Origin of the sequence: Streptomyces sp. NPDC006733 (genome assembly GCF_040636125.1) — a bacterium.
GTDB lineage: Bacteria > Actinomycetota > Actinomycetes > Streptomycetales > Streptomycetaceae > Actinacidiphila.
The window spans coordinates 105,989-129,303 of record NZ_JBEYJD010000029.1; the positions used below are offsets into that span (position 1 = coordinate 105,989).

21 protein-coding genes are annotated in these 23,315 nt (G+C 71.9%); 17 read left to right on the forward strand and 4 right to left on the reverse strand.

What is annotated here, in order from left to right; translation table 11 throughout:
- Positions 1–33 precede the first annotated feature (33 nt).
- The gene (locus ABZ721_RS25080) at positions 34–459 is read right to left on the reverse strand and encodes a Rieske (2Fe-2S) protein (RefSeq protein ID WP_358790929.1); all 426 of its coding nucleotides are present in this window, start codon (positions 457–459) and stop codon (positions 34–36) included.
- Between the two features lie 89 nt (positions 460–548).
- Complete coding sequence (uvrA, locus tag ABZ721_RS25085; protein WP_358790930.1) at positions 549–3,551, reverse strand: excinuclease ABC subunit UvrA; 3,003 nt, start codon at positions 3,549–3,551, stop codon at positions 549–551.
- A 231-nt stretch (positions 3,552–3,782) separates the two neighbouring features.
- Between uvrA and ABZ721_RS25090 the strand changes: the two genes are divergently transcribed.
- Positions 3,783–4,514, forward strand: coding sequence for a maleylpyruvate isomerase family mycothiol-dependent enzyme (locus tag ABZ721_RS25090; protein WP_358790931.1), 732 nt, complete (start codon positions 3,783–3,785; stop codon positions 4,512–4,514).
- A gap of 18 nt (positions 4,515–4,532) precedes the next feature.
- Entirely contained in the window at positions 4,533–5,189 is a 657-nt protein-coding gene (locus ABZ721_RS25095; RefSeq protein ID WP_358790932.1) for an MBL fold metallo-hydrolase, read from the forward strand.
- A gap of 73 nt (positions 5,190–5,262) precedes the next feature.
- On the opposite strand, the gene ABZ721_RS25100 is transcribed toward ABZ721_RS25095, so the two are convergent.
- Positions 5,263–6,174: a hypothetical protein gene (locus ABZ721_RS25100; RefSeq protein WP_358790933.1), complete on the reverse strand. Its 912-nt coding sequence runs from the start codon at positions 6,172–6,174 to the stop codon at positions 5,263–5,265.
- 237 nt (positions 6,175–6,411) lie between these two features.
- Between ABZ721_RS25100 and ABZ721_RS25105 the strand changes: the two genes are divergently transcribed.
- The 11 genes from ABZ721_RS25105 to ABZ721_RS25155 all read left to right on the forward strand — a co-directional run bounded on the left by ABZ721_RS25105 (position 6,412) and on the right by ABZ721_RS25155 (position 17,207).
- On the forward strand, positions 6,412–7,080 hold the full coding sequence (locus tag ABZ721_RS25105) for a papain-like cysteine protease family protein (protein ID WP_358790934.1): 669 nt from the start codon (positions 6,412–6,414) through the stop codon (positions 7,078–7,080).
- Positions 7,081–7,087: 7 nt separating this feature from the next.
- The gene (locus ABZ721_RS25110; RefSeq protein ID WP_358790935.1) at positions 7,088–7,936 is read left to right on the forward strand and encodes a hypothetical protein; all 849 of its coding nucleotides are present in this window, start codon (positions 7,088–7,090) and stop codon (positions 7,934–7,936) included.
- A 74-nt stretch (positions 7,937–8,010) separates the two neighbouring features.
- A complete protein-coding gene (gene uvrC / locus ABZ721_RS25115) occupies positions 8,011–10,035 on the forward strand; it encodes an excinuclease ABC subunit UvrC (protein WP_358790936.1) in 2,025 nt (674 codons plus the stop codon).
- 45 nt (positions 10,036–10,080) lie between these two features.
- Positions 10,081–11,004, forward strand: coding sequence for an RNase adapter RapZ (gene rapZ / locus ABZ721_RS25120; protein ID WP_358790937.1), 924 nt, complete (start codon positions 10,081–10,083; stop codon positions 11,002–11,004).
- Positions 11,001–12,008 carry a uridine diphosphate-N-acetylglucosamine-binding protein YvcK gene (yvcK, locus tag ABZ721_RS25125; protein WP_358790938.1) on the forward strand — a complete coding sequence of 336 codons (1,008 nt, stop codon included), beginning with the start codon at positions 11,001–11,003 and terminating at the stop codon, positions 12,006–12,008. Before rapZ ends, yvcK begins: the two co-directional genes overlap by 4 nt.
- A complete protein-coding gene (gene whiA, locus ABZ721_RS25130; RefSeq protein ID WP_358790939.1) occupies positions 11,999–12,976 on the forward strand; it encodes a DNA-binding protein WhiA in 978 nt (325 codons plus the stop codon). The genes yvcK and whiA overlap by 10 nt, the downstream gene beginning before the upstream one ends.
- A gap of 262 nt (positions 12,977–13,238) precedes the next feature.
- A complete protein-coding gene (gene gap / locus ABZ721_RS25135; RefSeq protein WP_269272351.1) occupies positions 13,239–14,243 on the forward strand; it encodes a type I glyceraldehyde-3-phosphate dehydrogenase in 1,005 nt (334 codons plus the stop codon).
- Positions 14,244–14,344: 101 nt separating this feature from the next.
- Positions 14,345–15,559: a phosphoglycerate kinase gene (locus ABZ721_RS25140; RefSeq protein WP_358790940.1), complete on the forward strand. Its 1,215-nt coding sequence runs from the start codon at positions 14,345–14,347 to the stop codon at positions 15,557–15,559.
- Positions 15,560–15,565: 6 nt separating this feature from the next.
- Complete coding sequence (tpiA, locus tag ABZ721_RS25145; RefSeq protein WP_358790941.1) at positions 15,566–16,342, forward strand: triose-phosphate isomerase; 777 nt, start codon at positions 15,566–15,568, stop codon at positions 16,340–16,342.
- A 121-nt stretch (positions 16,343–16,463) separates the two neighbouring features.
- The gene (gene secG, locus ABZ721_RS25150; RefSeq protein ID WP_269272348.1) at positions 16,464–16,700 is read left to right on the forward strand and encodes a preprotein translocase subunit SecG; all 237 of its coding nucleotides are present in this window, start codon (positions 16,464–16,466) and stop codon (positions 16,698–16,700) included.
- A 171-nt stretch (positions 16,701–16,871) separates the two neighbouring features.
- A complete protein-coding gene (locus tag ABZ721_RS25155) occupies positions 16,872–17,207 on the forward strand; it encodes an RNA polymerase-binding protein RbpA (RefSeq protein ID WP_073497103.1) in 336 nt (111 codons plus the stop codon).
- 102 nt (positions 17,208–17,309) lie between these two features.
- Here ABZ721_RS25155 and ABZ721_RS25160 read toward each other — a convergent pair whose 3' ends face one another.
- Entirely contained in the window at positions 17,310–18,188 is an 879-nt protein-coding gene (locus ABZ721_RS25160; RefSeq protein WP_358790942.1) for a MurR/RpiR family transcriptional regulator, read from the reverse strand.
- 61 nt (positions 18,189–18,249) lie between these two features.
- Here ABZ721_RS25160 and ABZ721_RS25165 point away from each other — a divergent pair, with 61 nt between their 5' ends.
- From ABZ721_RS25165 to pgi, 4 genes are all read left to right on the forward strand, one after another.
- Positions 18,250–19,308, forward strand: a complete 1,059-nt coding sequence (locus ABZ721_RS25165; RefSeq protein ID WP_358790943.1) for a BadF/BadG/BcrA/BcrD ATPase family protein — start codon at positions 18,250–18,252, stop codon at positions 19,306–19,308.
- 83 nt (positions 19,309–19,391) lie between these two features.
- A complete protein-coding gene (locus tag ABZ721_RS25170; RefSeq protein WP_358790944.1) occupies positions 19,392–20,156 on the forward strand; it encodes an SIS domain-containing protein in 765 nt (254 codons plus the stop codon).
- Positions 20,157–20,296: 140 nt separating this feature from the next.
- On the forward strand, positions 20,297–21,526 hold the full coding sequence (locus tag ABZ721_RS25175) for an MFS transporter (RefSeq protein WP_358790945.1): 1,230 nt from the start codon (positions 20,297–20,299) through the stop codon (positions 21,524–21,526).
- Positions 21,527–21,535: 9 nt separating this feature from the next.
- Positions 21,536–23,194, forward strand: coding sequence for a glucose-6-phosphate isomerase (pgi, locus tag ABZ721_RS25180; RefSeq protein ID WP_358790946.1), 1,659 nt, complete (start codon positions 21,536–21,538; stop codon positions 23,192–23,194).
- The last annotated feature ends 121 nt before the right edge of the window (positions 23,195–23,315 follow it).

The window sequence follows — 23,315 nt, forward strand, 5'->3', positions numbered from 1 at the left end:
CGACGCGCCGGGCCCCGTCCACGTCCGGTATGGCTAGGAGGCCTTCGCGCCCTTGACCAGGTTGCCGCCCTCGACGCGCACCGCGACCGCCGGCAGCGGCTCGGTCGCCGGGCCCTGGACGACCGCGCCGGTCCTCGCGTCGAAGGTGCTGCCGTGGCAGGGGCAGGAGATGACGCCGTCCTCCACCTTGTCCACCACGCAGCCCGCGTGTGTGCACACGGCGCTGAACGCCTGGTAGGCGCCCGCGGTGGGCTGCGAGACGACGACCTTGTCCTCGCGGAACAGCTTGGCGCCGCCGACGGCGACGTCGGTGGCCGGGCCCAGGGTGACGGGGCCGGCGGCCTTCTCGTCACCGGAGCCGCCACCCGATCCGCCGCAGGCCGTGAGGCCCAGGCCGGCGACTCCGGCGAGAGCCGCGCCCCGCAGGACGGTACGGCGGCAGGCGTGCGGTTCGGTCATGGCGGTGCTCCAGGCTCAGAACGCGGAAGGGGACGCGGGGACTGATCTTGCGACCAGTACCCTACGTCCCCATCCTGTGCCTGCCGGTGTCAGGCCTTGCCGGCGGCCTTCTTGCGCGGCGCCGCCTTCTTGGCGGGCGCCGCCGCGACCGCCACGGCCTTCTTCGCCACGGTCTTCTTCGCGGCCGCCTTCTTGGCCGCGGGCTTCTTCGCGGCGGGCTTCTTCCTCGCGGGTGCCGGAGCGTCGCTCACCCGGTCGCCGAGGATGTCCCGCAGGAACTTGCCGGTGTGGCTGGCCGTCGTGCCCGCGATGTCCTCGGGAGTGCCCTCGGCCACCACCAGGCCGCCGCCGTTGCCGCCCTCGGGGCCCATGTCGATGACCCAGTCGGCGGTCTTGATGACGTCGAGGTTGTGCTCGATGACGATGACCGTGTTGCCCTTGTCGACCAGGCCCGACAGCACCTTGATCAGCTTGCTGATGTCCTCGAAGTGCAGACCGGTCGTCGGCTCGTCCAGGACGTAGACCGTCCGGCCGGTGGAGCGCTTCTGCAGCTCGCTGGCGAGCTTGACGCGCTGCGCCTCGCCGCCGGAGAGGGTCGGCGCCGACTGCCCGAGCCGGACGTAGCCCAGCCCCACCTCGTTCAGGGTGCGCAGGTGGCGGGAGATCGTCGGGACGGCCTCGAAGAAGTCCAGCGCCTCCTCGATCGGCATGTCGAGCACCTCGGAGATGGACTTGCCCTTGAAGTGCACCTCCAGCGTCTCGCGGTTGTAGCGGGCGCCGTGGCAGACCTCGCACGGGACGTAGACGTCCGGCAGGAAGTTCATCTCGATCTTGATCGTGCCGTCGCCCGAGCAGTTCTCGCAGCGGCCGCCCTTGACGTTGAAGGAGAAGCGGCCCGGCAGGTAGCCGCGCACCTTCGCCTCCATCGTCTCGGCGAAGAGCCGGCGGACGTGGTCGAAGACACCGGTGTACGTGGCCGGGTTGGACCGCGGGGTGCGGCCGATCGGCGACTGGTCCACGTGGACGACCTTGTCCACGAGGTCGTCGCCGTCCACCCGGGTGTGCCGGCCGGGGACGCTGCGCGCCCCGTTCAGCTCGCGGGCCAGGTGGGTGTAGAGGATGTCGTTGACCAGCGTCGACTTGCCGGAACCCGAGACGCCGGTGATGGCGGTGAGCACGCCGAGCGGGAAGGACACGTCGATGTCCTGCAGGTTGTGCTCGCGGGCGCCGTGCACCGTCAGCTGCCGGTCGCGGTCGACCGGGCGGCGGACGTCCGGCACCGGGATGGCGCGCTTGCCGGACAGGTACTGCCCGGTCAGCGACTCCTCGTTGGTCAGCAAATCCTTGAGCGAGCCCGAGTGCACGACCTTGCCGCCGTGCTCACCGGCGCCCGGGCCGATATCGACGATCCAGTCGGCGATCTTGATGGTGTCCTCGTCGTGCTCCACGACGATCAGCGTGTTGCCGAGGTCCCGCAGCCGCACCAGGGTCTCGATGAGCCGGTGGTTGTCCCGCTGGTGCAGGCCGATCGACGGCTCGTCCAGCACGTAGAGGACGCCGACCAGGCCGGAGCCGATCTGGGTGGCGAGGCGGATGCGCTGGGCCTCGCCGCCGGACAGGCTGCCCGAGGCGCGGTTGAGCGAGAGGTAGTCCAGGCCGACGTCGACGAGGAACTTCAGCCGCTCGTTGACCTCCTTCAGGACCCGCTCGGCGATCTTCTTGTCGCGGGCGTCCAGCTTCATCCTGGACAGGAAGTCCGCACAGTCGCTGATCGACATGGCCGCGACGTCCGCGATGGACTTGTCCTGGACGGTGACCGCCAGCACGATCGGCTTGAGCCGGGTGCCCTCGCAGGTCGGGCACGGCACCTCGCGCATGAAGCCCTCGAAGCGCTCGCGGCTGGAGTCCGTCTCGGACTCCTGGTGCCGCCGCTTGACGAAGGGGATCGCGCCTTCGAAGTTGGTCGTGTAGGCGCGCTCGCGGCCGTACCGGTTCTTGTACGCCACCTTGATCTGCGTCTTGTGCCCGTACAGCAGCGCCTTCTTGGCGCGGACCGGCAGTCCGGCCCAGGGGATGTCGGTACGGAACCCGAGCTCCTCGCCGAGCGCCTCGACGAGCCGCTGGAAGTACCCCTTGGACATGCCGCCGGACCAGGGTGCGATCGCACCCTCCTCCAGCGACTTCTCCTCGTCCGGAACGATCAGCTCCGGGTCGACCTCCATGCGGGTGCCGATGCCGCTGCACTGCGGGCAGGCGCCGAAGGGCGAGTTGAAGGAGAAGGAGCGCGGCTCCAGCTCCTCGAAGGACAGGTCGTCGTACGGGCAGTACAGGTGCTCGGAGAACATCCGCTCGCGCTGCGGGTCGTCCTCGGGCAGGTCGATGAAGTCCAGGATCACCATGCCGCCGGCCAGCCCGAGGGCGGTCTCGACGGAGTCCGTCAGCCGCCGCTTGGCGCTCTCCTTGACGGTCAGGCGGTCGATGACCACCTCGATGGTGTGCTTCTCCTGCTTCTTGAGCACCGGCGGCTCGGTCAGCTGGATGGTCACACCGTCCACCCGGGCCCGGCTGTACCCCTTGGTCTGCAGGTCGGCGAAGAGGTCGACGAACTCGCCCTTGCGCTCCCGGACCAGCGGGGAGAGCACCTGGAAGCGGCTGCCCTCCTCCAGCTCCAGCACCCGGTCCACGATGGCCTGCGGCGACTGGCGCGCGATCGGGCGGTGGCACTCGGGGCAGTGCGGCTTGCCGATCCGGGCGAAGAGCAGCCGGAGGTAGTCGTAGACCTCGGTGATGGTGCCCACGGTGGAGCGCGGGTTGCGCGACGTGGACTTCTGGTCGATCGAGACGGCCGGGGAGAGGCCCTCGATGAAGTCGACGTCCGGCTTGTCCATCTGGCCCAGGAACTGCCGGGCGTAGGAGGAGAGCGACTCGACGTACCGGCGCTGCCCCTCGGCGAAGATCGTGTCGAACGCGAGGGAGGACTTGCCCGAACCGGAGAGCCCGGTGAACACGATGAGCGCGTCCCGGGGCAGGTCGAGCGAGACGTTCTTGAGGTTGTGCTCGCGAGCGCCACGGACTGTGAGTCGATCGGCCACGCCAGTGCGCACCTTTCATAGGATCCATAGAGAAGGACTGAGTCGGCACCCCCAGTCAGCGTAAACAGGATGCCGTGAACATTTCTTCCTGTTGTGACTCACCGAGCCTATAGCACGCGCATTCGATTTAAGGAGCGCGTCCGCCATGTTCACCCGACCGAGTGATCGCGCTAGCGTCGGTCGTGTACCCGCCGATCGCCGTTGCCGATCAGCTGTCGATCAGGAGGCCCTGTGTCCGTCCAACGACCCGACCCCGCCCGCGATGCGGCCACCCTGTCCGCGGCCACCGAACGGCTGATCGATTCGGTCGCGGCGCTCCCCGCCACGGCGGTCGCCGAGCCCTCGCTGCTGCCCGGCTGGACCCGCGGCCACGTCCTGGCCCACCTCGCCCGCAACGCCGACGCGCTCCGCAACCTCCTCACCTGGGCGCGGACCGGCGAGGAGACGCCGATGTACCCCGACGGCGAGGTCCGCGACAAGGAGATCGACGACGGCGCCGGCCGCCCGCTCGCCGAGCACGTGGACGATCTGCGGAGCTCCGCGGAGCGCTTCGCGCTGGCCGCCGCGGAGATCTCCCCGCAGGCCTGGGCCGCCCAGGTGCGGATGCGCTCCGGCAAGGTCATCGCCGCGGCCGAGGTCCCGTGGCGGCGCCTCGTGGAGGTCCACTTCCACCATGTGGACCTCGGCATCGGGTACGGCTTCGACGATCTTCCGGCGGAGTTCACCGGGCGCCAGCTCGACGCCCTGCTCGACGGCCTCTCCGGCCACGAGGGCGTCGCCGCCGTCCGGGTGCGCGACACGGGCAGCGGGGCCACCTGGGACCTGGGCGCGGCCACCGAGCCGGAACTGACCGTGAGCGGCACCGGCAACGCCCTGCTGGCCTGGGTCGGCGGCCGGGCGAAGGGGGAGGGGCTCACCACGGATCCCGACCTGCCGCTGCCCGTCCTCCCGCCGCTCATCTGACGCCACTAACCTGGCGGCATGTCCTATAACGGAGAAGTGAAGGTCGGCGGCGCGCCGGACGTGCACGAACTCACCGACCTCATCGTCACCAAGGTCGCGGTCGGGCCGATGAACAACAACGCGTACCTGCTGCGCTGCCGGGCCACCGGTGAACAACTGCTGATCGACGCGGCGGCCGAGCCCCGGACGCTGCTGGGCCTGATCGGGGACGACGGGATCGGCTCCGTCGTCACCACCCACCAGCACGCCGACCACTGGGGCGCCCTCGCCGAGGTCACGGCCGCCACCGGCGCGCGCACCTACGCCGGGCGCTTCGACGCGGAGGGCATCCCGGTGCCCACCGACGTCCTGGTCGAGGACGGCGACACCGTCCGGTTCGGGCGGATCGAGCTGACCGCCCGCCACCTGGTCGGCCACACGCCGGGCAGCATCGCCCTCGTCTACGACGACCCGCACGGCCACCCGCACCTGTGGACGGGCGACTGCCTGTTCCCCGGCGGCGTCGGCAACACCCACGACGACCCGGAGGCCTTCAGCCGGCTGCTGGGCGACGTGACGGCCAAGCTCTTCGACGCGCTCCCCGACGAGACCTGGGTCTACCCGGGCCACGGCGGCGACACCTCGCTGGGCGCGGAGCGCCCGCACCTCGCGGAGTGGCGCGAGCGCGGCTGGTGACCGGCGGTGGGCCGTCCGGCACCGGACGGCCCCCACCCGGCCCGCGCGGACCGGGGGCCCGCACCCCGGCCCGTCAGGACCAGTCCCAGGCGATGCCCAGCAGGCCCGGACGGACCGCCTCCTCGACGAAGTGCGCGGTGCCGCGGCCGTTGAGCACCAGTTCGGCCACCGCCTGCTGGGGGGCGCCCTGCGTGGGCTGCTCGAAGCGCCGGCAGCGGACCGGCAGGGCGGTGGGGGCGAAGGCGGCCTGCAGGACGTACTGGCCGCCCCCGAAGGGGAAGCCGCGGACGTACTCGCCGCTCGGCGGGCCGCTGCCGTCGTCGAAGCCGTAGCCGAGCAGGGCGGTGTCGCCGCCGCCGAGGCGGCCGTCGAAGAGCAGCTCGGCGACGACCACGCCGGAGCCCTGGTCGCGCCGCACCCGTCCGACCCGGCAGTTGTCCGCCGCCCGCACCCGGACCCGCTCGACGTCGCAGCCGGGGTCGCCGTGGTGGATGGCCACATAGCGGTCCACACCGTCGCGGTGTGCGCGGACCACATGCTGGGAGTCGTGGGCGAGCAGCTCGCGCGCCGGGCCGATCCGCACCCGCTCGTAGTGCACGACGGTGTGCAGCCCGCCGTCCGGCGGGGAGTCCAGCTCCGCTAGCAGGCCCGCGAGGGCCGCCGCGGGCTCCATCAGGTACTGGTACGAGCGGGCCGGCGGCCGGTCGACGGCCGTACGGGGCACGAGCAGCCGGCTCAGGGAGTGCGCGGGCAGCTCCAGGACGTCCTCCAACGCCCGGACCGCGCGCAGCGATTCGGCCCGCTCCGGGCGGCGGATGCCGCTCTGCCAGTAGCTGAGGCTGGCGACGGAGACGCGCACCCCGCGCTGCGCGAGCCGGTGCCGCACGCGTTCCAGGGCCAGCCCGCGGGCGGCGACGGCCGTGCGCAGCGCGTGGTGGAAGGGTCCGGTGCGCAGCGCGTCGGACAATGCGGTTCTCTGGGACATCGCGCTCCTCCGGCCGCGCGGTCTGTGAACGTTCACCCACTCAGTGGCGAGAACCCCTCACGACACGCTGCTGACCTGCTGATCCGCGCCGCGTGTTCACACCCGTACAGCGGGCGTTCACATCGGGCTCGCCCGCACATTCAAGCCCGTTGACCGGTTCCCGACAACACCCCGATGCTCTGAGCCAGCGTCCGGACGCGCTCCTCCACCCCCCACTTCCCGACAGGGAGGAACGCCATGCTCCATCCCCTCCGCACACGGTCCCGCGGGCGCGGGCGCCTCGCGGCGGTCGTTCTGGCACTCGCGGCGACGGTCGGCCTCGGCCTCGCCGGCACCCCCTCGGCCGGTGCCGCGACCGGCCCCGCGTCCCCCACCGCCTCCACCGTCGCGATCCCCGGCGCTCCGGGCGCGACCACCGCCCTGGCCGGCGCGAAGAAGCTGAACATCACCATGCAGGCGCAGCAGAACACCAACTGGTGCTGGGCCGCGAGCGGCAACACCATCGCCACCTGGTTCGGCCGCTCCTACTCGCAGAACCAGTTCTGCAACGCGGCCTTCAACCGGACGCAGGGCACGACCTGCGGCAACTGGCAGGCCTCGCTCGACAACGTGCAGAACGCGCTGGACTGGGCCGGCATCAACCCCGGCAGCTACGTCACCGGCTACCTGCGCTACACCACCGTGCAGACCGAGATCAGCGCCAACCGGCCGGTGGAGACCCGCATCGGCTGGAGCTCGGGCGGCGGGCACATGCACGTGCTCTACGGCTACGACACCGCCACCAACTTCGTCTACTGGGGCGACCCGTGGCCGTCCAACAACCGCTACAACTGGGCGGACTTCTCCTACTACGTCAACAACAGCTCGTTCTCCTGGACCCACTCGCTCTACCGGATCGGAGCGTGAGGCGCCGATGAAGACGCGCACGACACACACGATCGCGGCCGGTGCCGCCGCCGTCCTGGCCACCGGCGCGCTCACCCTGGGCGCGGCCTCCGCGGCCCGCGCCGACGGTACGCCGGCCGGCTCCGCGGCTCCCGCCGCCGCCCGCGAGGCCGCCGCGGCGCCGGGCGCCCTCGACACGCTCGCCCGCTTCTTCGCCCGTGACGGCGGCACCGCCCTGAAGGCCGCCGCACCGCGGCTCGAAGGCGCGACCGTCACTGTCAACACCCTCAACCCCGCCTTCGTCGCCGGGGAGCGCGGCGCGGCCGTCGCGCTCCCGGACTTCGCCGCCACCAAGGCGGTCTCCGCGGACGGCCACACCGCCTCCGTGTGGACCGTGCGCAGCGGGGAGCGGTGGAAGGTGGTGAACATCGCCACCGGCAGCGACGAGACCGACTACGTCGCCCAGGGCGGCACCCAGGCCGGTTCCACGGTCTTCCGTGAGCCGCAGATCGACGCCTGGTACGTGCTGCGCGGCGGCCGGGTCCTGCCGCTGGACCCGGACGCGGTCAAGGCGGTCGGCGCGGGCGGCACCACGCTGGCCGGCTACCAGCAGTCGGTGCACCGCCGGTACGGCGACAAGCTGCCCGGCTCGGCGTACGACAAGGCCGGACTGGGCGGCGGCTACGACACGGCGGCCGCTCCCCAGGCCGCTCCCCGGGTGGCGCCGCAGGCAGCCCCGCAGGCCGCTCCCGCGGCCGCCCGCACCCCGGGCGGGCCGCTCGACAAGGGCGCCTCCCTCGGCGCGGTCGGCGCCGGTCTGGCGCTGATCACCGCCCTCGCCTTCGGCGTACGCCGCCGCACCGCGCGGCGTAGCTGAACCGTCATTCCCGGTCCCCGCGCGTGACCCGTGCCGGGACCGGGAATGTCACCGCCCGCCAGTAGGGTGGTGGCATGGCAGACCCCTCCAGTTACAGACCGAAGCCGGGTCAGATCCCCGACTCGCCGGGGGTCTACAAGTTCCGGGACGAGCACGGCCGGGTGATCTACGTCGGCAAGGCGAAGAGCCTGCGCCCCCGGCTGTCCTCGTACTTCCAGGACCTCGCCAACCTGCACCAGCGCACCCGCACCATGGTCACCACCGCCGCGTCCGTCGAGTGGACCGTGGTCAGCACCGAGGTCGAGGCGCTGCAACTGGAGTACTCCTGGATCAAGGAGTTCGACCCCCGCTTCAACGTCAAGTACCGGGACGACAAGAGCTACCCCTCGCTGGCCGTGACCATGGGCGAGGAGTACCCGCGCGTGCAGGTCATGCGCGGGCCCAAGAAGAAGGGCGTGCGGTACTTCGGGCCGTACGCCCACGCCTGGGCGATCCGCGAGACCGTGGACCTGATGCTGCGGGTCTTCCCCGTACGGACCTGCTCCGCCGGGGTGTTCAAGCGCTCCGCGCAGATCGGCCGGCCCTGCCTGCTCGGCTACATCGACAAGTGCGCCGCCCCCTGCGTCGGCCGGGTGACCGCCGAGGAGCACCGCGAACTCGCGGAGGAGTTCTGCGACTTCATGGCCGGCCGCACCGGCACGTACCTGCGCCGCCTGGAGCAGCAGATGCGCGAGGCGGCCGCCGAGATGGAGTACGAGAAGGCCGCCAGGCTGCGGGACGACATCGAGGCGCTCAAGCGCGCCCTGGAGAAGAACGCGGTGGTGTTCACCGACGCCACCGACGCGGACCTGATCGCGGTCGCCGAGGACGAGCTAGAGGCCGCCGTCCAGATCTTCCACGTCCGCGCCGGCCGGGTGCGGGGCCAGCGCGGCTGGGTCACCGACAAGGTCGAGGCGGTCGACACCGCCGGGCTCGTCGAGCACGCCCTGCAGCAGCTGTACGGCGAGGAGAAGGGCGAGGGCGTCCCCAAGGAGGTCCTGGTCCCGGCCATGCCGCAGACCGCCGAGGCGCTCACCCAGTGGCTGAGCGCGCGGCGCGGCTCGCAGGTCAGCCTGCGCGTCCCGCAGCGCGGCGACAAGAAGGACCTGATGGCCACCGTGCAGCGCAACGCGCAGCAGGCGCTCGCGCTGCACAAGACCAAGCGCGCCTCGGACCTGACCACCCGCTCCCGCGCCCTGGAGGAGATCGCCACGGCGCTGGACCTGGACTCGGTCCCGCTGCGCATCGAGTGCTTCGACATCTCGCACCTCCAGGGTGACGACGTGGTCGCCTCGATGGTCGTCTTCGAGGACGGCCTGGCCCGCAAGAGCGAGTACCGCCGCTTCCAGATCAAGTCCTTCGAGGGCCAGGACGACGTCCGGTCCATGCACGAGGTGATCTCCCGGCGCTTCCGCCGCTACCTGGCGGAGAAGCAGAAGACGGGGGAGTGGGACGCGAGCGCGGCGGGCGGCGAGGTCGCCGCCGCGGGCGGCGCGGCGGCGTCGGAGACCGCCGCGGAGGGCGTCGGCGGCCCCATCGATCCGGAGACCGGCCGGCCCCGCAAGTTCGCCTACCCGCCGCAGCTGGTCGTCGTCGACGGCGGGCAGCCGCAGGTCGCGGCCGCCCAGCGGGCCCTGGCGGAGCTCGGCATAGAGGACGTGGCGGTCTGCGGGCTCGCCAAGCGGCTGGAAGAGGTCTGGCTGCCCGACGACGACGATCCGGTGATCCTGCCGCGCACGAGCGAGGGCCTGTACCTGTTGCAGCGGATCCGGGACGAGGCACACCGCTTCGCGATCTCCTACCAGCGCACCAAACGATCGAAATCGATGAAGGCGGGCGCCCTGGACGCGGTGCCGGGCCTCGGGGAGACACGCCGCCAGGCGCTGCTCAAGCACTTCGGCTCCGTCAAGCGGCTCAAGGCCGCCACGGTGGAGGAGATCTGCGAGGTACCGGGCATCGGGCGCCGCACGGCCGAGACGGTCGTGGCTGCCCTGGCAGGAGCCGCGCCCGCCGGTCCCGCGGTGAACACCACCACGGGAGAGATCATTGAGGATGAGTAGACGGCCGCACCCGGGGGCCGCCTCAGTGGAACGGGGGAGACAGCGATGACAGAGAACGATGGAGACGGAGCAACCGTGACGACCGGTGGAGCGGGGGAGGCCGCCGAGGCCATCCCCGAACTGGTGATCATCTCCGGCATGTCCGGAGCCGGCCGCAGCACCGCGGCCAAGTGCCTGGAGGACCTCGGCTGGTTCGTCGTGGACAACCTGCCGCCCGCCCTGATCCCGACCATGGTGGACCTCGGCGCGCGCTCGCAGGGGAACGTGGCGCGGATCGCGGTCGTCGTGGACGTCCGCGGCCGCCGCTTCTTCGACAACCTGCGCGAGTCGCTGGCCGACCTCGACACCAAGGGCGTCAAGCGCCGCGTGGTGTTCCTGGAGGCCTCCGACGACCTCCTGGTGCGCCGCTTCGAGTCCGTCCGCCGCCCGCACCCGCTGCAGGGCGACGGCCGGATCGTGGACGGCATCGCCAAGGAGCGCGACCTGCTGCGCGAGCTGCGCGGCGAGGCCGACCTGGTGATCGACACCTCCAGCCTGAACGTGCACGAGCTGCGCGCGAAGATGGACGCCCAGTTCGCGGGCGACGAGGAGCCCGAGCTGCGGGCCACGGTGATGTCCTTCGGCTTCAAGTACGGGCTCCCGGTCGACGCCGACCTGGTGGTCGACTGCCGGTTCATCCCGAACCCGCACTGGGTGCCGGAGCTGCGCCCGTTCACCGGGCTGAACGACGAGGTCTCGCAGTACGTCTTCAACCAGCCCGGCGCCAAGGAGTTCCTCGACCGGTACGCGGAGCTGCTGCACATCATCGCCGCCGGGTACCGCCGCGAGGGCAAGCGGTACGTGACCATCGCCGTCGGCTGCACCGGCGGCAAGCACCGCAGTGTCGCGATGTCCGAGCGGCTCGCCGCGCGGCTCTCCTCGGACGGGGTGGAGACCGTCATCGTTCACCGGGACATGGGGCGCGAGTGATCCGGACGGCACGGCGCCTGCGCCGCACGAGCCGTCGCTCCGGAGTACCGCCGAAAGTGGTCGCCCTGGGCGGCGGCCACGGCCTGGCCGCGTCGCTGAGCGCCCTGCGCCGGATCACCGGCGACCTGACCGCCGTCGTCACCGTCGCCGACGACGGCGGCTCCAGCGGCCGGCTGCGCGAGGAGATGGGCGTCCTGCCCCCCGGCGACCTGCGCAAGGCGCTCGCCGCCCTGTGCGGGGACGACGAGTGGGGGCGGACGTGGGCGCAGGTGATCCAGCACCGCTTCGTCAGCAAGGGCGATCTGCACGGACACGCCGTAGGCAATCTGCTGATTGTCGCCCTCTGGGAGCAGCTCAACGACGAGGTCGCGGCCCTCGAGTGGGTCGGCCGGCTGCTGGGTGCGCACGGCCGGGTGCTGCCCATGTCCGCGGTGCCGCTGGACCTCCATGCGAGCGTCCGCGGGCACGACCCCGCCGCACCCGGCGAGACCACCACCGTACGGGGGCAGGCGACGGTCGCCCTCACCCCCGGTGACGTGCAGGAAGTGTGGTTGGAGCCCACCGATCCGCCGGCCGTTCCCGAGGCCGTCCAGGCGGTCCTGGACGCCGACTGGGTGGTCCTCGGACCGGGGTCCTGGTTCTCCTCGGTGATCCCTCATCTGCTGGTCCCGGAACTGGCCGACGCGCTGATGAACACCCGCGCCCGCAAGGTCCTCACACTGAACCTCGCACCCCAGCCGGGGGAGACCGACGGCTTTTCTCCGCAGCGTCACTTGGAGGTTTTGGCCCGACACGCCCCTAAACTCACCATCGACGTGGTGTTGGCCGACGAGGCCGCCGTGCCCGACCGCGAGAGCCTGTCCAAGGCCGCCGAACGGTTGTGCGGCACGGTCGAACTGGCGCGGATCGCGGCCCCTGACGGGCCGCGGCACGATCCGGAGCTGCTGGCCACCGCGTATGACCGGATTTTTCGTATGCGTGGAAGGATCGGCCCATGGCGATGACGGCAGCGGTGAAGGATGAGATCTCCCGGCTCCCCGTCACCCGGACCTGCTGCCGGAAGGCGGAGGTCTCGTCGATCCTGCGGTTCGCGGGCGGTCTGCACCTGGTGAGCGGCCGCATCGTGATCGAGGCGGAGCTCGACACCGGGATCGCGGCCCGGCGGCTGCGCAAGGACATCCTGGAGATCTTCGGCCACTCCTCCGACCTGGTGGTGATGGCCCCCGGCGGGCTGCGCCGCGGCAGCCGGTACGTGGTCCGGGTGGTCGCCGGCGGTGACCAGCTGGCGCGGCAGACCGGCCTGGTGGACGGCCGCGGCCGCCCCATCCGGGGCCTGCCCCCGCAGGTCGTCTCCGGTGCCACCTGCGACGCCGAGGCGGCCTGGCGCGGCGCCTTCCTGGCGCACGGCTCGCTCACCGAGCCCGGCCGCTCCTCGTCGCTGGAGGTCACCTGCCCCGGCCCCGAGGCGGCGCTGGCCCTGGTCGGCGCGGCCCGCCGGCTGCAGATCCCGGCCAAGGCCCGCGAGGTGCGCAACGTCGACCGGGTCGTCGTCCGGGACGGCGACGCGATCGGCGCGCTGCTGACCCGGCTCGGCGCCCACGACTCCGTCCTGGCCTGGGAGGAGCGCCGGATGCGGCGCGAGGTCCGGGCGACCGCGAACCGGCTGGCCAACTTCGACGACGCGAACCTGCGCCGCTCCGCGCGGGCGGCCGTCGCCGCCGGCGCCCGCGTGCAGCGCGCCCTGGAGATCCTCGGCGACGAGGTGCCGGAGCACCTCGCGGCGGCCGGCCGGCTGCGGATCGAGCACAAGCAGGCGTCGCTGGAGGAGCTGGGCTCGCTCGCCGAGCCGCCGCTGACCAAGGACGCGGTCGCCGGCCGCATCCGGCGGCTGCTGGCCATGGCCGACAAGCGCGCCTCCGACATGGGGATGCCCGGCACCGAGGCGAACCTCACCGAGGAAATGGTCGGCTGACCCCGTCCCCGGCCGGGTCCGCCGCACCGGCCGTCTCAGCATCCGGAGCGGTCACCGCGGGCCTCCGTGGTGACACTCCGTGACAGACGTCCTGAACTGCGAAAACGGCCCCTGAGCGGGCGCTCAGAGGCCGTTCTGGGCCCGTTCAGGGGCCGTCGATGTCACTTGGAACACCTGGGCGAGGTAGGGTCGTGGGTGGTCGGGGACATCCCATATTTCGCAGCCGGAGTGTAATCCGGCACATCAGCGAGGAGATCGGTTCGTGACGATCCGGGTAGGCATCAACGGCTTCGGTCGTATTGGTCGCAACTTCTTCCGTGCCGTTCTCGAGCAGGGCGCGGACATCGAGATCGTCGGTGTCAACGACCTGACCGACAACGCGACCCTGGTGCACCTTCTTAAGTACGACAGCATCCTGGGCCGTCTCAAGGCCGAGGTCACGCACACCGACAACACCATCACCGTCGGCGGCAAGACCTTCAAGACGATGGCCGAGCGGGACCCGGCGAACCTGCCGTGGGGCGAGCTCGGCGCGGACATCGTCATCGAGTCCACGGGCTTCTTCACCAAGCGCGACGACGCCGCCAAGCACCTCGCGGCCGGCGCGAAGAAGGTCCTCATCTCGGCTCCGGCCAAGGACGAGGACATCACCGTGGTCATGGGCGTCAACCACGAGAAGTACGACGCGGCGAAGCACAACATCATCTCCAACGCCTCGTGCACCACCAACTGTGTGGCGCCGATGGCCAAGGTTCTCCTGGAGAACTTCGGCATCGTCAAGGGCCTGATGACGACGATCCACGCGTACACGAACGACCAGAAGATCCTGGACTTCCCGCACAGCGACCTGCGCCGTGCGCGGGCCGCCGCGATCAACATCATCCCGACCTCCACGGGCGCCGCCAAGGCGACCGCGCTGGTCATCCCCGAGCTCAAGGGCAAGCTGGACGGCACCTCGCTGCGCGTCCCGGTCCCGACCGGCTCGATCACCGACCTCGTGGTGACCGTCGAGCGCGACGTCACCAAGGAAGAGGTCAACGCGGCCTTCCAGAAGGCGGCCGAGGGCCAGCTCAAGGGCATCCTCGAGTACACCGAGGACCTCATCGTCTCGACGGACATCGTCAACGAGCCGGCCTCGTGCACGTTCGACTCGCAGATGACCATGGTCCAGGGCGACCAGGTCAAGATCTTCGGCTGGTACGACAACGAGTGGGGCTACTCCAACCGCCTGGTGGACCTGACCACCTTCGTCGGCGGCCAGCTCTGAGTCACGGTTCAGCCACGCAGATGTGAGTGACAGGGTCCGGGCGACGCGACGACGCGTCGGCCGGGCCCTGTTCCTTGTCGACCACGAGGAGCCCACCGGATATGAAGACGATCGACGACCTCCTGACCGAGGGACAGGTCGCTGGCAAGCGGGTGTTCGTCCGCGCCGACCTGAACGTGCCGCTCTCGGGCAGCACCATCACCGACGACGGCCGCATCCGTGCCGCCGTCCCGACCATCACCCAGCTCGTCGCCGCCGGCGCGAAGGTGATCGTCGCCTCCCACCTGGGCCGCCCCAAGGGCGAGCCCGACCCGCAGTTCTCGCTGGCACCGGTCGCCGCCCGCCTCGGCGAGCTGCTCGGCACCGAGGTCGCGTTCGCGGCCGACACCGTCGGGGACAGCGCGCAGGCGGCCGTCGCCGCGCTGGCCGACGGCGGCGTGGTGCTGCTGGAGAACCTGCGGTTCAACGCGGGCGAGACCGCGAAGGACGACGCCGAGCGCGGCGCCTTCGCCGACCGCCTGGCGTCGCTCGCGGACGTCTACGTCGGTGACGGCTTCGGCGCCGTGCACCGCAAGCACGCCTCGGTGTTCGACCTCCCGGCGCGGCTGCCGCACGCCGCGGGCGGTCTGATCGCCACCGAGGTCGACGTGCTGAAGAAGCTCACCACCGAGGTGAAGCGGCCGTACGCGGTCGTGCTCGGCGGGGCCAAGGTCTCCGACAAGCTCGGCGTCATCGACCACCTGCTGGAGAAGGCCGACCGCATCCTGATCGGCGGCGGCATGGTCTTCACCTTCCTCAAGGCCCAGGGCCACGAGGTCGGCAAGAGCATGCTCCAGGAGGACCAGATCCCGGTCGTCCAGGAGTACCTCAAGCGCGCCGAGGCCAAGGGCGTGGAGTTCGTGCTGCCGGTCGACGTCGTCGCCGCGGGCGCCTTCCCCGACCTCAAGGCGCAGGCGCCGACCAACCCGGTGACCGTGGGCGTCGACGCGATCCCCGCCGACGTGATGGGCCTGGACATCGGCCCGAGGTCCGGCGAGCTCTTCGCCTCGAAGCTCGCCGACGCGGCCACCGTGTTCTGGAACGGCCCGATGGGTGTCTTCGAGCACCCGGACTACGCCGAGGGCACCCGCGCGGTCGCCCAGGCGCTGATCGACAGCCCGGCCTTCACGGTCGTCGGCGGCGGTGACTCGGCCGCGGCCGTGCGCATCCTCGGCTTCGACGAGAACGCTTTCGGCCACATCTCGACCGGTGGCGGTGCGAGCCTCGAATACCTCGAGGGCAAGACGCTCCCCGGCCTTGCCGCACTGGAGGACTGACCCAGCATGAGCACCCGTACCCCGCTGATGGCGGGCAACTGGAAGATGAACCTCAACCACCTCGAGGCCATCGCGCACGTCCAGAAGCTCGCCTTCGCTCTCACCGACAAGGACTACGACGCCGTCGAGGTCGCCGTCCTGCCCCCCTACGTCGACCTGCGCTCGGTGCAGACCCTGGTCGACGGCGACAAGCTGAAGATCAAGTACGGCGCCCAGGACCTGTCCTCGCACGACTCCGGCGCGTACACCGGTGAGATCTCCGGATCGATGCTGGCCAAGCTGAAGTGCACGTTCGTGGCCATCGGCCACAGCGAGCGCCGCCAGTACCACGGTGAGGACGAGGAGGTCGTCAACGCCAAGGTCAAGGCCGCGTACCGGCACGGGCTGACCCCGATCCTGTGTGTCGGCGAAGGCCTGGACGTCCGCAAGGCCGGCCAGCAGGTCCCGCACACCCTCGCCCAGCTCGACGGCGCGCTCAAGGACATCCCGGCCGAGCAGGCCGAGACGATCGTCGTCGCCTACGAGCCGGTGTGGGCCATCGGCACCGGCGAGGTCGCCACCCCCGAGGACGCCCAGGAGGTCTGCGGTGCCATCCGCGGCCGCCTCGCCGAGCTCTACAGCCAGGAGCTGGCCGAAAAGGTCCGTATCCAGTACGGCGGTTCGGTCAAGTCCGGGAACGTCGCCGCGATCATGGCGCAGCCGGACGTGGACGGCGCCCTGATCGGCGGCGCGGCCCTCGACGCGGAGGAGTTCGTCAAGATCGTCCGCTTCCGGGACCAGTAGGACCAGTAGGCGGTGGGCCGACCCGGCCCGCACGAAGTACCCTGTCGGGGCCGGACCGGCGCATTGGCGCCCGGTTCGGCCCCGTGCCGTCCCGTATGTAGTCGAGAGAGTTGGTCCAGCCGTGGTTCTCGGGTTCTCCATCGCCCTCATCATCTTCAGCCTCCTGCTTCTGCTGCTGGTGCTGATGCACAAGGGGAAGGGCGGCGGCCTCTCGGACATGTTCGGTGGCGGCATGCAGTCCTCCGTCGGCGGCTCCTCGGTGGCCGAACGCAACCTGGACCGGATCACCGTGGTGATCGGTCTGCTGTGGTTTACGTGCATTGTCGTACTTGGTCTGGTGCTGAAGTTCCAGAAGTAGGGCCTCCGGCGTACTCCCGTGAGTGCAGGGAGAACTGACGCCTCGTCGCAAACGCGGCTTATCATGGGAGGGCGTCCTACGGGGCCGGGTACACCACCTGCCACTGGACGGCACGTAAGGTCTCCGTAAACTGGGCGACCTCGCAGCACCATCACGCAGGGAGTTACGACCGTGGCAAGTGGCAACGCGATCCGTGGCAGTCGGGTCGGAGCGGGGCCGATGGGAGAGGCCGAGCGCGGCGAGTCCGCGCCACGCCTCCGCATCTCCTTCTGGTGCTCGAACGGGCACGAGACCCAGCCGAGTTTCGCCAGCGACGCGCAGATCCCGGAGACCTGGGACTGCCCGCGCTGTGGTTTCCCGGCCGGGCAGGACGAGGAGAACCCGCCGGCGCCGCCGCGGACCGAGCCGTACAAGACGCACCTGGCCTACGTGCGGGAGCGGCGCAGCGCGGCCGACGGCGAGGCGATCCTCGCCGAGGCCCTCGCGAAGCTGCGCGGCGAGATCTGAGAGCACTTCCCGCGTACGGCACGCGGATACGTACCCCGGTTCGCCGGGCGGGCCCGGTCGGGAGCCGCCCGGCGGACCGGGGTGTTTGCTTTTTCCCGCCGGTCAGCGGCGGCGGGCGCGGGCGGTGTGGCGGTCGGCGATGTGGGCGGTCAGCGCGACCGCCGCGGTGGCCCGCTCGTAGGTGAGCTGGGCGATCCGGGCCGACAGGCAGTCGATGATCAGCAGGACCGAGTGCCGGGTGCCGTAGCCGCCGCGCCGGAAGCTGGTCTCCGCCGACGCCGAGGTGAGCCGGATGTCGGCGGCCTGGGCGATCGGCGAGCGCGGGTCGCTGGTGACGGCGACCGTGGTGGCGCCGCGCTCCGCGGCCAGCCGCAGCGGGTCCAGGGCCTCGCGCGTGGTGCCCGAGTGCGAGATCGCCACCGCCACGTCGGACGGGGTCAGCAGCGCCGCGGAGGTCTCGGCGGCGTGCACCTCGGTCCAGCCGCGCGCGGCGCAGCCGATGCCGAACAGCCGGGCCTCGGCCTCCCGGGCGGCGATCCCGGAGCCGCCGACGCCGTACACATCGATCCGGCGGGCTCTGGCGAGCGCCTGGGCGGCCCGTTCCAGGCTCTCCCGGTCGAGTTGGTCGAGAGTGAGCCGCAGGGCGCGCAGATCGGCCTGGGCGACCACGGCGACGACGTGGTCGAGGTCGTCGTCCGGGCCGATGTCGGGGCCCAGCACCGGGCTGAGCGGCCCGCCGCCGTCCTCGCCCTGGCTGCGGCCCTGCTCCTGCGCCAGCTCGATCAGCAGGTGCTGGTAGGAGTCCAGGCCCAGCGCGTGGCAGAAGCGGGTGACGGTGGCCTGCGAGGTCCCCGTGCGGCGGCCCAGCTCGGCCGCCGAGCCGCGGGTGGCCGCCGTCGGATCCGCCAGCACGAGCTCGCCCACCTTGCGCAAGGAGTCGGACATCCGGGGGAGTTCGGAGCGGATGAGGGCGATGACCATGACGACTCGTCTCGGCTGGGGTCTTGTCGATGAGTGAATCTATCAATCACCATGCGGTGTGATGAATGAAATTCACAACCGAAGCGCTCCCGGCGGCCACGACCGGAAGCCGGTTCCCGCAGGCCGTCCGCTGGTGGTCGGCATCGACGCGGGCGGCACCCGGATCCGCGCCTACCTGGCGGAGGGCGACGCCGGGCCCGGGGCCGGCGGGGTGATCGGCGAGGGCGCCGGCGGCCCCGGCAACGCGATGAGCGTGCCGCGGGCCGAGCTGACCCGGAACCTGGCCGCCGCGCTCGCCGCCGCGGTCCCGGCACAGCTGCGCGGGTCCGTGGCCGCCGTGCTGGGCGGCTTCGCGGGCGCGGCCCTCGGCACCGGCCCCGACACCGGCCACGACCTCGCGCGGTCGTGCCTTCGGGCGGCGCTGGCCGCGACCGGGATCGACGCCGCCAGGGTGGCCGTCCGCGGCGACATCGAGATCGCCTTCGCCTCCGCGCCGGGCATGCCCGCCGACGGGCTGCTGCTCATCGCCGGGACGGGCGCGGCCTCGGCCCGGATCGCCGGGCGGCGGCAGGAGCTGACGGTGGACGGCGACGGGTGGCTGCTCGGGGACGAGGGCGGCGGCTTCTGGCTGGGCCGGGAGGCCGTCCGGGCGGCGCTGCGGGCGCTGACCGGGCGCGGGCCCTGGACCTCGCTGGTCGGCGCGGTGGCGGCGCACTACCTGCCGCCGGGCGCGGATCGTGACGCGGCGGGCGTCGCCGCACCGGTGGAGCAGGCGGACTTCCTGCGGCTGGGGCGGTTGCGGGACGTGCTCGTGCCGCAGGTGTACGCGCGGCCGCCGGTGCGGCTGGCGGCGCTGAGCCCGCTGGTCGTCGCCGCCGACCGGGCCGGCGACGCGGTCGCCGGGACCCTGCTCGACGCGGCGGCCGAGGAACTCGGCAGGACCGTCGCCGCGCTGAGTCCCGAGGCGGGCGAGCCGCTGGTGGTCACCGGCGGACTGCTGGCGCCGGCCGGGCCGTTGCTCGACCGGTTGTCGCAGCGTGCGCGCGGAATGGGGCTGCACGTCGTCCCGGTGCCGGACGGCGGTGCGGGCGCGGTGGCGCTGGCGAGGCTGTTGACCTGACCTATTGACGTGACCACGCTGCCCGGTTCATTGTTTCAGCAATCCAACACGCCGATGGTTATTTCAACCGAGGAGAGCCGTCCATGGCCGCATCACAGCTCAGCGCCGCCCACTTCGCCGAGCACGGCCGTGCCGCCGTCGAGCGGGCGATAGCGGCCAACACCGATTCCGTCGCCGCCGCGGCCCGCCTCGTCGCCGACAGCATCGCCGCCGACGGCGTCCTCCACGCCTTCGGCACCGGCCACTCGCAGGCCACCGCGCTGGAGATCGCGGGCCGGGCCGGCGGCTTCGTGCCGACCAACCGGATCGGCCTGTCCGACCTGGTGCTGCGCGGCGGCGAGGACCGCTCGGTGCTCGACGACCCGCTGCTGGAGCGCTCCCCGGGGCTGGCCAAGCGGCTGTACGAACTGGCCACCCCGCGGCCGCAGGACCTCTTCGTGATCATTTCCAACTCCGGGGTCAACAACTCCATCGTCGACATGGCCCTGCAGGTGACGGGGGCGGGGCACCGGCTGATCGCGCTCACCTCCCTGGAGCACACCCACGCGGTGCCCGCGCTGCACAGCAGCGGGAAGCGGCTCGCCGACCTCGCCGACGCCGTGCTCGACAACTGCGCCCCGGCCGGCGACGCGCTGCTGCCGATGCCCGACGGCGGCGCGCTGTGCGGGGTCTCCACGATCACCTCCGCGCTGCTCGTGCAGATGGTCGTCGCCGAGGCGGTCGGCCTGCTGACCGCCGAGGGGCACGAGCCGCCGGTCTACATCTCGGCCAACCTGCCCGGCGGGTTCGAGCGCAACGCCGTCCTGGAGGCCCGCTACGAGGGCAGGCTGCACCGCGGCGGCTTCTGAGCCCCGGCGGCCCCCAGCCCCCACGACTCGTGGCCCCCGCGACTCCCCGCGATCCCGGTCGTCCACCGGCTCCCCGGGCGTTGTCAGTGCCGGCGGCTACGGTTCCGGAACTGATCGAAGTTCCGGCCCGAGGGGGAGTGTTGACCGCGAACGACAGCGAGCTGCGACCGGCCGTGGAGCGCGCCGTGCCGTCCTGGCGCGGCGGCTTCGGCCGGCTGTGGAGCGCCGCGGTGGCCTCGCGGCTGGGGGACGGGCTGCGCACGGCGGCGCTGCCGCTGCTCGCGGTCGGGCTCACCGACTCCCCGCTGCTCGTCTCGCTGGTCACGGCGGCCGGCTTCCTGCCCTGGATCCTGTTCGGCCTGCTGGGCGGCGCGATCGCGGACCGGGTGGACCAGCGCCGCGCCATGTGGTCGGTGGACGCGGTGCGCTGCGCGCTGATGGCCGGCTTCGCGCTCGCCGTGTGGCTGGACGAGGTGAGCGTCGCCCTGCTGCTGGTCCTGGCGTTCGTCCTGACGACGCTGCAGACCCTCTTCGACAACGCGGCGACCGCGCTGCTGCCCTCGGTCGTGCCCACCGCCGCCCTCGGCCGCGCCAACGCACGGCTGATGACGGGGCAGACCATCGCGGGCACCTTCCTGGGCGCGCCCCTGGTGCCGCTGCTGTTCGGCCTCTCCGCGGGGCTGCCGTTCGCGGTCGACGCGGCGACCTATCTGCTCGCCGCGGCGCTGGTCGCCTCCATACCCACCGCCCCGCGCGAGCGCGCCCCGCGCCCGCCGGGGCGGACGCTGCGCCAGGACATCGCCGAGGGCATCAGGGTGCTGTGGCGCGACCGCGTCCTGCGCTCGCTCTGCACGGCCAACACCGTCGTCAACATCGGGGTGAGCGCGCTCATCGCGACCCTCGTCCTGCACGTCACCGGGTGGCTGCACGCGGGGCACGCCGGGTACGCGGCCGTGCTCACCGCCTACGGCGTGGGCAGTGTGGCCGGCGGCCTGGTCGCCGGCCGGCTCTCCGAACGGCTGGGCAGGACCCGGGCGCTGCTGGCCGGGCTGGTGCTGCAGAGCTGCGCCCTGGTGGTGCTCGGCACGGTGCGGTCGCTGCCGGTCGCCGTCGCCGCCCTGGCGGTCTTCGGCGCCGTGGGGATGCTCTGGAACGTCAACGAGGTCACCCTCCTGCAGGAGCGGACACCCGCCGCCCTGCTGGGCCGGGTCAGCGCCGCCAACCGCACCCTGTCCACCGCGGGGGCGCCGCTCGGCGCCCTGCTCGGCGGCTTCACGGCGACGGCCTGGGGGCTGAACACCCCGGCGCTGGCCGCCGCCGCGCTCTTCGCCTGCGGGGTGATCGTGCTCGTACCCGCCGTCATCAATTAGTTTGGACCCATGTCCGACACCCATACGCATGGCCGTCCCCGTCTCGACCAGCTGCCCGAATGGCACGCCCTGGGCAAACACCGCGAAGAGCTGGGGGAGGTGCGGCTGCGCGACCTGTTCGACCAGGACCCGCAGCGTGCCGACCGGTACTCCCTGCAGGTCGGTGACCTGCACCTGGACTACTCCAAGCACCTGGTGACCGACGAGACCCTGCGGCTGCTGCGCGAGTTGGCGGCGGCGAGCGGCGTGGCCGAACTGCGCGACGCGATGTTCCGCGGCGAGCGGATCAACGTCACCGAGGACCGCGCGGTGCTGCACACCGCGCTGCGCGCGCCGCGCTCCGCCGTCATCGAGCTCGACGGCCACGACGTCGTGCCCGCCGTGCACGCCGTCCTCAGCAAGATGTCCGTCTTCACCGACCGCATCCGCTCCGGCGAGTGGACCGGCCACACCGGCAAGCGCATCAGGAACATCGTCAACGTCGGCATCGGCGGCTCCGACCTGGGCCCGGCGATGGCGTACGAGGTGCTGCGCCCGTACACCGACCGGGGGCTGACGCTCCGTTTCGTGTCCAACGTGGACGGCGCTGACCTGCACGAGGCCGTGCGCGACCTGGACCCGGCCGAGACGCTCTTCATCATCGCGTCGAAGACGTTCACCACCATCGAGACCATCACCAACGCCACCTCCGCCCGCGACTGGCTGCTGGCCGGCCTGAACGCCGACTCCTCGGCCGTCGCCAAGCACTTCGTGGCACTGTCCACGAACGCGGAGAAGGTCACCGAGTTCGGCATCGACCCGGCGAACATGTTCGAGTTCTGGGACTGGGTCGGCGGCCGGTACTCCTTCGACTCCGCGATCGGCCTGTCGCTGATGCTCGCCATCGGCCCGGACCACTTCCGCGAGATGCTGGCCGGCTTCCACCTCGTGGACGAGCACTTCCGCACCGCGCCGCCGGAGGAGAACGTCCCGCTGCTGCTCGGCCTGCTGGGCGTCTGGTACGGCGGCTTCCACGACGCGCAGTCGCACGCGGTCCTCCCGTACAGCCACTACCTGTCGCGGTTCACCGCGTACCTGCAGCAGCTGGACATGGAGTCCAACGGCAAGTCCGTGGACCGGCAGGGCAACCCGGTGACCTGGCAGACCGGCCCGGTGGTCTGGGGCACCCCGGGCACCAACGGCCAGCACGCCTACTACCAGCTGCTGCACCAGGGCACCAAGGTCATCCCCGCGGACTTCATCGGCTTCGCGAACCCCATCGGCGAACTCGGCCCGCTGGCGGACCAGCACGACCTGCTGATGGCCAACTTCTTCGCGCAGACCCAGGCGCTGGCCTTCGGCAAGACGCCGGAAGAGGTCGCGGCCGAGGGCGTGCCCGCCGAACTCGTGCCGCACAAGACGTTCCGCGGCAACCACCCCACCACCACCGTCCTGGCCACCGAGCTGAGCCCGTCGGTGCTCGGCCAGCTGATCGCGCTCTACGAGCACAAGGTGTTCGTCCAGGGCGCGGTGTGGAACATCGACTCCTTCGACCAGTGGGGCGTCGAGCTGGGCAAGGTGCTCGCGAAGCGGATCGAGCCCGCGCTCAGCGAGGGGGCGACCATCCCCGGTCTTGACGGGTCCACCGAAGCGCTGGTCCGCCGCTACCGGGAGCTGCGCGGCCGCTGAGGGCCCGTACGCGGACACACGACGGCCGCCGGCCGCGGGGGGAGGCCGGCCCGCCCGCGCGCGCCGGGGCACGGGGGGCCGGCCACGGGAAGGCCGCCGGGGGGGGGCGGGGGGTTAATAT